General features: G+C 69.9%; 11 protein-coding genes. 6 read left to right on the forward strand and 5 right to left on the reverse strand.

What is annotated here, in order from left to right; all coding sequences use genetic code 11:
* Both Q2100_RS25570 and Q2100_RS25575 read right to left on the reverse strand, forming a co-directional pair.
* Positions 1 to 1,284, reverse strand: a 1,284-nt coding sequence (locus Q2100_RS25570) for an NAD(P)H-hydrate dehydratase (RefSeq protein WP_302916317.1), incomplete at its 3' end; no start/stop codon positions are given.
* A 10-nt stretch (positions 1,285 to 1,294) separates the two neighbouring features.
* Complete coding sequence (locus tag Q2100_RS25575) at positions 1,295 to 1,732, reverse strand: VOC family protein (protein ID WP_302916318.1); 438 nt, start codon at positions 1,730 to 1,732, stop codon at positions 1,295 to 1,297.
* A gap of 107 nt (positions 1,733 to 1,839) precedes the next feature.
* On the opposite strand from Q2100_RS25575, the gene Q2100_RS25580 reads away from it, so the two are divergent.
* The gene (locus Q2100_RS25580) at positions 1,840 to 2,301 is read left to right on the forward strand and encodes a MarR family transcriptional regulator (RefSeq protein ID WP_302916319.1); all 462 of its coding nucleotides are present in this window, start codon (positions 1,840 to 1,842) and stop codon (positions 2,299 to 2,301) included.
* On the opposite strand, the gene Q2100_RS25585 is transcribed toward Q2100_RS25580, so the two are convergent.
* The gene (locus tag Q2100_RS25585) at positions 2,298 to 2,759 is read right to left on the reverse strand and encodes a CGNR zinc finger domain-containing protein (RefSeq protein WP_328518139.1); all 462 of its coding nucleotides are present in this window, start codon (positions 2,757 to 2,759) and stop codon (positions 2,298 to 2,300) included. The two genes, Q2100_RS25580 and Q2100_RS25585, sit on opposite strands and share 4 nt — an antisense overlap.
* Positions 2,760 to 2,843: 84 nt before the next feature.
* Between Q2100_RS25585 and Q2100_RS25590 the strand changes: the two genes are divergently transcribed.
* Complete coding sequence (locus tag Q2100_RS25590; RefSeq protein ID WP_302916321.1) at positions 2,844 to 3,710, forward strand: alpha/beta fold hydrolase; 867 nt, start codon at positions 2,844 to 2,846, stop codon at positions 3,708 to 3,710.
* 6 nt (positions 3,711 to 3,716) lie between these two features.
* Here the strand turns inward: Q2100_RS25590 and Q2100_RS25595 are convergent, their stop codons facing one another.
* Together Q2100_RS25595 and glmS are read right to left on the reverse strand one after the other, a co-directional pair.
* Positions 3,717 to 4,598, reverse strand: coding sequence for an alpha/beta fold hydrolase (locus Q2100_RS25595; protein WP_302916322.1), 882 nt, complete (start codon positions 4,596 to 4,598; stop codon positions 3,717 to 3,719).
* A gap of 5 nt (positions 4,599 to 4,603) precedes the next feature.
* Positions 4,604 to 6,469, reverse strand: a complete 1,866-nt coding sequence (gene glmS, locus Q2100_RS25600) for a glutamine--fructose-6-phosphate transaminase (isomerizing) (RefSeq protein WP_302916323.1) — start codon at positions 6,467 to 6,469, stop codon at positions 4,604 to 4,606.
* Positions 6,470 to 6,752: 283 nt separating this feature from the next.
* Here glmS and Q2100_RS25605 point away from each other — a divergent pair, with 283 nt between their 5' ends.
* The 4 genes from Q2100_RS25605 to Q2100_RS25620 form a co-directional block, all read left to right on the forward strand.
* The gene (locus tag Q2100_RS25605; RefSeq protein ID WP_302916324.1) at positions 6,753 to 7,751 is read left to right on the forward strand and encodes an alpha/beta hydrolase; all 999 of its coding nucleotides are present in this window, start codon (positions 6,753 to 6,755) and stop codon (positions 7,749 to 7,751) included.
* Between the two features lie 67 nt (positions 7,752 to 7,818).
* Entirely contained in the window at positions 7,819 to 8,664 is an 846-nt protein-coding gene (locus Q2100_RS25610) for a dienelactone hydrolase family protein (RefSeq protein ID WP_302916325.1), read from the forward strand.
* Positions 8,665 to 8,708: 44 nt separating this feature from the next.
* The gene (locus Q2100_RS25615; protein ID WP_302916326.1) at positions 8,709 to 9,749 is read left to right on the forward strand and encodes an LLM class F420-dependent oxidoreductase; all 1,041 of its coding nucleotides are present in this window, start codon (positions 8,709 to 8,711) and stop codon (positions 9,747 to 9,749) included.
* 224 nt (positions 9,750 to 9,973) lie between these two features.
* Positions 9,974 to 11,302, forward strand: a 1,329-nt coding sequence (locus Q2100_RS25620) for a DEAD/DEAH box helicase (RefSeq protein WP_302916327.1), incomplete at its 3' end; no start/stop codon positions are given.

An 11,302-nucleotide genomic window follows, 5' to 3' on the forward strand; every position in this document is an offset into this window, starting at 1 on the left:
GGGCGGCAGCCCCGCCGCCAACAGCGCGCCGATCATCCCGGACAGCACATCGCCGGATCCTGCCGTGGCAGCCCAGGATTCGTCGGCGCGATTCAGGTACACCGCCGAACCCGGCTCGGCGATCACGGTCACATTCCCCTTGAGCAGCACGGTCGCGCCGAACTGATCGGCGAGCCTGCGGGTGGCGGCGATGCGGTCGTCGCCGGGCGGCGAGCCTGCGAGGCGGGCGAACTCGCCGGCGTGCGGGGTGAGCACCGTCGGCGCTCGTCGGTCGGCGAGCAGATCGGGGTGTGCGGCGAGGATTGTCAGGCCGTCGGCGTCGACGATCACCGGCAGGTCCTGGTCCAGTGCGAACACCAGGGCCGCGGCGCCTGCGCTGTCGGTGCCCAACCCGGGTCCGACCACCCAGGCCTGGACGCGGCCGGCCTCCTGGGCGGTCGGCGTGGCGATCACCTCCGGCCACAGCGCGAGCACCTGCTGGCCCGCCGTGCCCGCGTAACGCACCATCCCCGAGGTCGCCGCGACGGCGGCGCCCGTGCACAGGACGGCCGCACCGGGATAGGTCGACGACCCGGCGAGGATTCCGGTGACGCCCTGGGTGTACTTGTCGTCGCGGGGGCCGGGAACCGGCCAGCGTGCCAGCACATCGCCCGCCTCGAAACCGGCGGCTACGGCATCGGGCAGCTCGAGGCCGATGTCCACCAGCTCGACCCGGCCGCAGTCGCCGAGGGCGTGCACGGGTTTGTAGCCGCCGAAGGTGACGGTGAGCGCAGCACGCACGTGGGCGCCGTCGGCGGCGCCCGTCGCGACGTCGAGCCCGCTCGGCAGATCGACCGCGACAACGGGGATGCCTGCGGCGTCGACGGCGGCGAACACCTCGGCAGCGCCGGGCCGAAGCGGGCCGCTGCCGGAGATCCCGACAACGCCGTCGATCACGAGATCGGTTGTGGGCGGGACCTGCTCGACCACCTGACCGCCTGCGCGCCGGAACGCCGCCAGACCAGCACGGTGCGCGCGGTCGGGGGTGAGCAGGACGGCGGTGGCCGCCACCCCGCGGCGCCGTAGGAAGGCCGCCGCCCACAGCGCATCGCCGCCGTTGTCACCGGAGCCGACGACCACGCACACCCGCCGCCCCGCGACACCACCGGTGCGCAGCGCCAATTCGCGGGCGATCGCGGTGGCCAGCCCGTGGGCGGCGCGCCGCATCAGGGCGCCATCGGGCAGGCGTTGCAGCAGCGGCGCTTCGGCGTCGCGGATCGCATCCGCCGAGTAGTAGTGCCGCATCACCGCAAGCCTACGGTCTGGGCGCCGTACTGCTGGGCTGTTCGGGCTGATGGCACACGGCTTCGACGTTGACGCCGTCCGGGTCGAGGACGAACGCGCCGTAGTAGTCGGCGTGATACTCGGGCCGCTGCCCAGGTTCGAGCAGCGACCGGCCACCCGCGGCGAGCGCCGCGTCGTGGAAGGCGCGCACGGTCGCCCGGTCGTCAGCCGTGAACGCCAGGTGCATGTTCGAACCGACGGTGCCGTCGGCCACCAGCCAGAAGAACGGCTTGGGGTGGCGCCCGAACCCGTGCATCTCCAGCTGTCCGGCCGCCGGATCAGCGGGCACCTCGAGCAGCTTGACGATGCCGAGGACGGCCAGCACCGGCTCGTAGAAAGCCAGCGAGCGGGGCAGGTCGGGCACCGCGATGTTGAGATGGTCGATGAGCGAACCGGTGAAGTCGGGCATGGCGGAACCACCGCTTCCTGTCGTAGTGTTTGATTGCTCGGCGCAATAGTTGCATCGTACAAATACTTACCTGTGCAGTGAAGCACCCGAGCAGAGGGAGCGCAACCGTGCCCGAGCGATCGGCCGGCCGGACAGCGGCCGTGCGGGACGCCATCGAGGCGATGGCCGGATGGCAGGTTCTCGTCGCCCAGTTCAACGATCTGGTGGCCCGCAGGCTCGGGGTGTCGCCCACGGAGACCCAGTGCCTCTACGTGCTCGCCCGATTCGGACCGGCCACGCCCGGCGAGCTGGCCCGGCGGGTGAATCTCAGCAGCGGCGCCACCACCCGCATGCTGGACCGTCTGCTGGCGGCGGGCTACATCACCCGTTCCCCCGACCCGCACGACCGTCGCCGTGTGGTGATCGCACCCGCGGGCGACGGCATCGCCCGCGTCGCCGCGATGTACGAACCGCTCAATGCCGACCTCGCCGGACTGCTCACCGACTTCGACGTCGCCGGCCTGCAGCGGCTGGCCCGCTTCGCCCGTGCCGCAGAGGACGTCACGGAGGCGCGGATCCGGGAGCTCTAACCGCGCGACACCCGGTCGTAGTGCCTGCGGGCCTTCATCCGGTTCCCGCAGCCCTTCATCGAGCACCAGCGCGCCGTACCCGCCCGGCTGCGGTCCAGCAGGAACAGCAGGCACTCGTCGTTGGCGCACGGCCGCAGCCGGCCCGGTAGCTCGCGCTGCACCTCGCCCCACGCCAGCACCACCTGGCCGGACCAGCCGGCGTCGGTCGTCCACTCGACGCCGTCGTCCGTGATGTGCGGTACCCGGCGGACGCCGTCGAGACAGCCGGCCAGCACGTCGGCGGCCGCCTCGCCGCGCACCACCCGCTGCAGGTCGTCACGCACCCGCCGGGCGTCGTCGACGCTCCCCCGGTCGGCGCCGTGCGCCGCCAGCCACCCGTCGTCGAGAAGTTCGGTACGCCGGCCATCGACCACCGGGGTCGTGTTCAGCAGGTCGAGCAGGACGTCGCGCCAGATCACGCTAACCACCATAGTCCGGTTGACAGGTTAGAAGCCAGCGTATTGACTGTGTCTAACTGCAATAGGCCACTGAAGGGGTTAGACATGGTCACTCATCACCGTTTCGCCGAAGTGCTCGGCCGCCGCATCTTTTACCGGGAGGCGGGTGCCGCGGACGCTCCGGCGGTGGTGCTGCTGCACGGCACTCCCGCGAGTTCGCACATGTACCGCAATCTGATCCCCGCAATCGCCGACCGCTACCGGGTGATCGCGCCCGACTATCCGGGCTTCGGCCGGTCCGACGTGCCCGGTACAGCCGAATTCGCCTACACCTTCGACACTCTCGCCGATCACATCGATGCGCTGCTCGACGCCCTTGGCGTGCATCGCTACGCCCTCTACGTCCAGGACTACGGCGCACCGGTCGGCTGGCGACTAGCGCTGCGGCACCCCGAACGGATCGCCGCCGTCGTCACCCAGAACGGCAACGCATACGTCGAGGGGTTCGTCGGCGACGCGATGGAACCACTGTTCGCCTACGGCCGCGACCGCTCCGAGGCGAACGCCGCCGCCCTACGGGAGCTGATCACCCCGGCTGGCCTGGAATGGCAGTTCACGCATGGGGTTTCGGACCCCACCGTCGTCGACCCCGATGCGTGGGCGACCGCGCACGCCGCGGTCGCGTCGACCCCCGAAAAGGTCGCGGCCCAGCTCGAACTGTTCGGTGATTACCATTCCAACGTCGAGCTGTATCCGCGGGTGCACGAGTACTTCCGGACCTCACAGGTGCCCCTGCTCGCAGTCTGGGGGCGCAACGACCAGATCTTCGGGCCCGACGGGGCGCTGGCCTTCGGCCGGGACCTGCCCCACGCCCAGATCGATCTGCTCGACGGCGGCCACTTCCTGCTGGAGAGCCGCCTGGACGCCGTCGTCGACCTCGTCCGCCCGTTCCTCGCGCGCCACCTGACGTGATGGCCGTCAGCCGTCGACCTCGTCCCAGAACTGCCCCGCCCGCGCGGCGATCTCGTCGGGGAACTCGCCGTTGATCGCGTGCGAGGCGTCCGGCCAGAGCTCGACCTGACCGCGGGGCAACAGATCCCGACCCCGCCGCGCGGCCCGGCGGGCATCGTGGATCACGCTGCGGCCGGCGATCAGCGCCAGCACCGGGATGTCCAGTGCCCGCAACTCGCCGTCGCTGAACCGCTGCGGAAGTGGTTGCCGCAGCACGAAATCAGCGGTGCCCGCAGCGATGAGGGCAGCCACGGGCACGCTCTCGTCGACGTCGGCGCCGCCGGAGAGCCAGCGCAGCACGCGGCGGCGCACGAACTGCGGCGTTCCGGGCAGGCCCATCGGCGCCACCGCCAGCATCGTCCGGATCGGGATCGGCGCGAACGTCATCACCGGGTCGAGCAGGGTCAGCGATGCGGCACGCCCGGGAATGCGCACGGCGTGGTTGGCTGCCGTCCAGCCGCCGAACGAGACGCCCATCAGGTGGACCGACGACAGGTCCAGGCCGGCGAGCATCTCCTCGAACCATCGCGCCTGATCGTCGGCGCCGCGCAGCGGGCGGTCCTGCACCGACATGCCGGGCTCGCCGAGCAGGTCGACGCCGTACACCGTGCGGTGCGCCAGCAGGCCGGGCAGGTTGGCGGCCCACATCGGGGTGGACGCGTTGCGTCCGGGCAGCAGCACCACCGGCCGTCCGCCGCCCCCGTCGAAGCGGTACACCCGCACCGTACCGAAAGCCGTTGTCACATCGACCGACTCGTCATGCGACGGCAGGTCTGCCTGAGCCCGCCGGTAGGCGTCGATGAAGTGCGCGTGCGCGGCGTCGTCGCGGAAGCACCCGACCCCGCCCACCGGAGCTACTCGACGGTGACGGACTTGGCGAGGTTACGGGGCTTGTCGACGTCGTAGCCGCGGGCCTGAGCCACCCCCGCGGCGAACACCTGCAGCGGGATCGTCGACAGCAGCGGCTGGAAAAGCGTTGACACCGCTGGTATCTCGATCAGGTGATCGGCGTAGGGACGCACGGTGTCGTCACCCTCCTCGGCGATCACGATCGTGACGGCCCCGCGGGCCTGGATCTCCCGGATGTTGCTCAGCAGCTTCGAGTGCAGCATCGCGGCGTTCTTGGGCGACGGCATCACCACGATCACGGGCAGGTCGTCCTCGATCAGCGCGATCGGCCCGTGCTTGAGCTCGCCGGCGGCGAAGCCCTCGGCATGCATGTACGCCAGTTCCTTGAGCTTGAGCGCACCCTCCAGCGCCACCGGGTAACCCACGTGGCGCCCGAGGAACAGGATCGTCGGCGACTTCGAGAACCGCTGCGCCAGGCCGTAGACCGAGTCCATGGTGCCCAGCACCTGCTGCACGAGTTCCGGCATCGCCTCGAGCTCGTGGTACTCGCGCTCGACCTCGTCGGGGTACTTGGTGCCGCGGGCCTGCGCGAGCGCCAGCCCCACCAGGTAGTTGGCCGCGATCTGCGCCAGGAACGTCTTGGTGGACGCCACGCCGATCTCGGGTCCGGCGCGGGTGTAGAGCACCGCGTCGCATTCGCGCGGGATCTGGGAGCCGTTGGTGTTGCAGACCGCGAGCACCTTTGCCTTCTGCTCCTTGGCGTGACGCACCGCCTCGAGCGTGTCGGCCGTCTCCCCCGACTGCGAGATGGCGATCACCAGCGTGCTGCGGTCGAGCACCGGGTCGCGGTAGCGGAACTCGCTGGCCAGCTCCACCTCGACGGGCAGCCGGGTCCAGTGCTCGATCGCGTACTTGGCCAGCAGCCCGGAGTGGTAGGCCGTGCCGCACGCCACGATGAAGACCTTGTCGATCTCGCGCAGTTCCTGATCGCTCAGGCGCTGCTCGTCGAGCACGATGCGGCCGTCGACGAAGTGGCCGAGCAGGGTGTCGGCCACCGCCGTCGGCTGTTCGGCGATCTCCTTGAGCATGAAGTACTCGTAGCCGCCCTTCTCGGCGGCCGACAGGTCCCAGTCGATGTGGAACTCACGGAAGTCGTCGGTGGCCTCGCCGTGGAAGTCGGTGACTCGGTAGCCGTCGGCGGTGACCACCACCGCCTGGTTCTGCCCGAGTTCGACGGCGTCGCGGGTGTGCTCGATGAACGCGGCGACGTCGGAGCCGACGAACATCTCCCCGTCTCCGATACCGAGCACCAGCGGGGTGGACCGCCGGGCGGCCACGATCGTGCCGGGATCCTCGGCGCTGGCGAACACCAGCGTGAAGTGACCCTCCAGGCGCGGCAGCACGGCCATCACCGAGGCGACGAAGTCACCCGCGGTGGGGCCGTGGTGGTACTGCCAGGCCACCAGGTGGACGGCGACCTCGGAGTCGGTGTCGCTGGCGAACTCCACGCCGGTGGCCTCGAGTTCGTGCCGCAGCGGCGCGAAGTTCTCGATGATGCCGTTGTGGACGACGGCGAACTTGCCGGTGGCGTCGCGGTGCGGGTGGGCGTTGCGGTCGGTCGGCCGGCCGTGGGTGGCCCAGCGGGTGTGCCCGAGGCCCGTCTGCCCCGACAGCGTGGCGGGATCGGTGCATTCGAGGACCTCGCCGAGGTTGGCCAGCCGGCCGGCCCGGCGCTCCACCTTCATGCCGCCGTCGCCGTCGAGCAGGGCAATGCCCGCCGAGTCGTAGCCGCGGTACTCCATCCGGTGCAGCGCGTCGACAACGATGCCGCAGGCGGGGCGCTGCCCCACGTAGCCGACGATTCCGCACATAGAGGTCCAGAGTAGTGCAAGGGCCGCGCTCGGCCCTCCCACGACCACCATGCACCAACGCTGAGCTGCGAAGACGGACGGTCGAGGGGCCGGATCGCCACCACGGGCGGCCCGTCGCTGTGAACTACCGAGTTTCGTTGCTGCCGAAGTTTGCCAGCAGTGAGGACGACCGTGCTTTGTCAGATGTTCGCGCTTAGCAGAGTCTTTGCAAGTGCAAACACTGACACGCAGGCACGTCCGGTAAGCCGCTCCGGGGAGTCCTCTCGACTACATAATTCCCGGCGTGACCTCATCGATCTTGAAAAGACTGGCAGTCGCCCCGGTGATTGCGCTGGTGACGGCCGCGATCCTCGCGCCGGTACCGTCGGCGACCGCCGAACCCGCAGCGGCGCCCGGTGGCGCCCACATCACCGGCATCCAGCACGTCAACGAACGCTGGGACAAGGTCTCGGTCTTCTCCCCGTCGATGAACAAGGTCATCGTCAACGACGTGTTCAAGGCGCCGGAAGCGGGTGCACCGACGTTCTACCTTCTGCCCGGCATCGACGGCGGCGACGACATCGCCGGCGGCGGCATCGCCCCCGGCGGCAAGAGCTGGTTCGGCATGACCGACATCCAGGGCTTCTTCGCCGAGCGGAACGTCAACGTCGTATCGCCCCTGGGCGGTCAGTTCAGCTGGTGGACCAACTGGGTCAGCGATCCGGGCAAGCAGTACCAGACCTACATGACCCGGGAGCTGCCGCCGCTCATCAACGCCGAGTACGACACCAACGGCCGCAACGCGGTCGGCGGCCTGTCGAGCACCGGCGGCACCGCGCTGGACTACGCCGTGCAGGCGCCGGGTCTGTTCCAAGGGGTCGGGTCCTACAGCGGTCTGCTGAATCCCGCGGACAACGTCCAGCAGGTGTCGCTGACATTGGGCAGCGGTGGGCAGAGCGCCGAGGCCATGTGGGGTCCCCCGGGCGGACCGGAGTGGATCGCCCACGACCCGACCAGGAACGTCGCGAAGCTCAATGGCACCGCGGTGTACGTGGCCGCCTCCGCCAGCGGCGGCGTCGGCGCGGTCGACCGGCTCCCACCGGGATTCGGTCCGAACATCACCGGCGGCTTCATCGAGCGCGTCGTGTTCGACAGCACCCGGATCTTCGCCGATGCGGCCGCCGCCGCCGGTGTGCCGATCACCTACATCGTCCGGCCCGAGGGATCCCACACGTGGGGCCTGTTCGAATCCGAGATGCAGGAGTCCTGGAACACCACCATCGGTCCGGCCCTGGGCGTCTAGCCGATCCGTCGCCGCGCGACCACGACACCGACGGCGGAATACAGCGGCGGTGGGCTACGGTCGATTCGTGCCGAGCACCAAGAAGCTGTTCAAGGCGCTGACCCGCCGCGGACCGCACCGCGTTCTGCGCGGTGACCTCGCCTTCGCCGGGCTTCCCGGTGTCGTCTACACCCCGGAGTCGGGCATGAACCTGCCCGCGGTGGCGTTCGGCCACGACTGGCTGGCCGGGGACTACCGCTATCACGGGACCATCGAGCACCTGGCGTCGTGGGGCATCGTCGCCGCCGTGCCGGCCACCGAGACCGGGCTGGCGCCCTCGGTGCTCAACCTGGCGTTCGACCTGGGCACCACCCTGGACATCCTCAGCGGCGTGCGCCTGGGGCCAGGCAAGATCAGCGTGCACCCCACCAAGCTCGGCCTGGCCGGGCACGGTTTCGGCGGGTCGGCGGCCGTGTTCGCCGCGGCGGGCATGCCGTCGCGGGTGAAGGCCGTCGCCGCGCTGTTCCCGACGGTGACCAGTCCCCCGACCGTGGCGCCGGCGGCGTCCCTGCGAGTGCCGGGCCTGATCCTGGCCGATCCGGGCGATCCGATGTCCCTGCGATCCAACGCCGTCGAACTGGCGCGGGTGTGGCGTCCGGCGACACTGCGCGCGGTGCACAAGGTCAAGGCCGGCGGCCTCATCGAGGGCAGGCGCCTGGCCCGCGTGGTCGGCCTGCCCGGCGCCGACAAGGGCACCCAGAAGATCGTCCGGGCCCTGCTCACCGGCTATCTGCTGCACGAGCTGACCGGCGATAAGGCCTACCGCGACTTCGCCGACCCCGAGGCGGCGCTGCCCCGGGCGGACGTGCTCGACCCGTTCTCCGACGACCCCGTCGACCTGGAGAACAAGGTCGTGGCCCTGCTCAAGCCCTGACCCGCCGCACTCCCAACCAACCGGTTGGGATAGGTTCTGGAGTCATGCGGACTGGCATCTTCCTGAGCTACGCCGGCGGCTTCAAGGAAGCGGTCGAGGACGTCGTCGAACTGGAGAAGGTCGGTGTCGACATCGCCCTGGTCGCCGAGGCCTACTCCTATGACGCGATCAGCCAGCTGGGCTATCTGGCGGCGAAGACCTCGACGATCGAGCTCGGCTCCGGCGTCGTCCCGATCTACGTGCGCACACCATCGCTGCTGGCGATGACGGCCGCGGGTCTGGACTACGTGTCCGACGGCCGGTTCCGGCTGGGCATCGGCACCTCAGGACCGCAGGTGATGGAGGGATTTCACGGCGTGCCCTTCGACGCTCCGCTCGGTCGCACCCGCGAGGTCGTCGAGATCTGCCGCCAGGTGTGGCGCCGCGAGAACGTCGTCCACGACGGCCGCCACTACCAGATCCCCTTGCCCGCCGACCGGGGCACCGGTCTCGGCAAGCCGCTGCACCTCATCAATCACCCGGTGCGCGAACGTATCCCGATCACCATCGCCGCGCTCGGCCCGAAGAACGTCGAGTTGACCGCCGAGATCGCCGAGGGCTGGCAACCGGTGTTCTTCCTCCCGGAGAAGGCCGACGACGTGTGGGGCGACGCGTTGCGCAGCGGATCGGCCAGGCGCGATCCGGAACTCGGCCCACTGGACGTCATGGTCAGCGCCAGCCTGGCGATCGGCGACGACGTCGAGGACAGGTTGGCGTGGGCCAAACCCCAACTGGCGCTCTACATCGGCGGCATGGGCGCCCGGGGGCAGAACTTCTATCACAAACTCGCCACCCGCTACGGCTACGGCGAGATCGCCGACCACATCCAGGATCTGTTCCTGGCAGGCAAGAAGGCCGAAGCGATCGACGCCGTGCCCGACGAACTCGTGCGCAGCGTGTCGCTGGTCGGCACACGGGGTTTCGTCAAGGAACGGCTGGCCGCGTTCGCCGAGGCCGGTGTCACGACGATGCTGGTGCACCCGTTGACCGGCGATCGTCGTGAGTCGGTGCGGTACGTCGAGGAACTGCAGTCACTGCTGCCCTGATCGCCGCCGGTGCCGAGCCCGTGTCGGCGCACGGTGACCAGCGCCATAGCGGCATTTCCGGGCCGACCCGGTAGACTGCTCACAGCGGCATCGTCTGTTCTGCCTTTTGCCGCTTCTCGATCGTCAACCGAGCGCCGCGGGAACTCACCCGCGCCGGGCAGGACGACCACACTACTTTTTCGGAGTATCCAACCTTGTCTGTGCAAGAAACCGGTGGGTCAACCATGCCCTCCTTCGCCGACTTCGACCTGCCCAAGGCCGTCGTCGATTCCCTCTCCGCCAACGGCGTCGAGAGCCCCTTCCCCATCCAGTCCGCCACGCTGCCCGACTCGCTGGCAGGCCGTGACGTGCTGGGCCGCGGCCGGACCGGCTCCGGCAAGACCTATGCCTTCCTGCTGCCGGTCGTCACGCGGCTGGCCAACGACGCGAAGCCGCGCCGTCCCGGCAAGCCGCGCGCGCTGATCCTCGCGCCGACGCGCGAACTCGTCGCCCAGATCGACGCGGCACTCGCCCCGCTGGCCGAGGCGACCGGTCTGCGTTCCGTCGTCATCTTCGGCGGTGTCGGCGCGCAACCGCAGATCAACAAGCTGCGCCAGGGTGTCGACATCGTGATCGCCTGCCCCGGCCGGCTCGAGGACCATGTGCGTTCGCATCACGCCGACCTGTCCGCGATCGAGATCACCGTGCTCGACGAGGCCGACCACATGGCCGACCTCGGCTTCCTGCCCCCGGTCAAGCGGCTGCTCGACAAGACACCGCGCGACGGACAGCGGATGTTGTTCTCCGCCACCCTCGACGGCGGCGTCGACGTCATCGTCAAGCGCTACCTGCACAACCCGATCGAGCACAGCGTCGACTCGGCGCAGTCACCGGTGTCGGCGATGGTGCACCACGTGCTGCACGTCGACGGCACGGCGGCACGGGTCAACGTGCTGACCGATCTGGCCGCGTCACCGGGCCGCACCATCGTCTTCGCCCGCACCAAGCACGGCGCGAAGAACCTGACACGGCAGCTCAACTCGCGCGGCGTACCCGCCGTCGAACTGCACGGCAACCTGTCGCAGAACGCCCGCACGCGCAACCTCGCCGCGTTCTCCGACGGCTCCGCCACGGTCATGGTGGCCACCGACATCGCCGCGCGCGGCATCCACGTCGACGACATCACCCTGGTCGTACACGCTGATCCGCCCGTCGAGCACAAGGCGTATCTGCACCGCTCGGGCCGCACGGCGCGAGCCGGTGCCGACGGCACCGTGGTGACCCTGATGCTGGACGCGCAGGTGTCCGACGTCCGGACACTGACCCGCAAGGCGGGCATCAAGCCGACGATCACCCGCTTCAGCGGTGCCTCGCACCCCGTGTTGCTCGAGATCGCCCCGGGCGAGCGCAGTTTCGACGGACCGCTGGTGGTCGCGGCGCCGATGAACGAGCAGAACGAACCGCGTCAGCAATCCGGACGGCGGCGCAATCCGAACCGCGGCGGCCAGGGCGGCGGCGGCCAGAACGGCGGCCAGAGCCGTGGCGGCCAGCGCGGCGGTGCCCAACGCAGCGGG

Source organism: Mycolicibacterium arseniciresistens (assembly GCF_030519285.1).
In the GTDB taxonomy this organism is placed as follows: Bacteria; Actinomycetota; Actinomycetes; order Mycobacteriales; family Mycobacteriaceae; genus Mycobacterium; species Mycobacterium arseniciresistens.

Coding starts and splice junctions, on each gene's coding strand:
- Q2100_RS25575 (WP_302916318.1), bottom strand. CDS start 1,732: ATGCCCGACTTCACCGGTTCGCTCATCGACCATCTCAACATCGCGGTG.
- Q2100_RS25590 (WP_302916321.1), top strand. CDS start 2,844: ATGGTCACTCATCACCGTTTCGCCGAAGTGCTCGGCCGCCGCATCTTT.
- glmS (WP_302916323.1), bottom strand. CDS start 6,469: ATGTGCGGAATCGTCGGCTACGTGGGGCAGCGCCCCGCCTGCGGCATC.
- Q2100_RS25615 (WP_302916326.1), top strand. CDS start 8,709: ATGCGGACTGGCATCTTCCTGAGCTACGCCGGCGGCTTCAAGGAAGCG.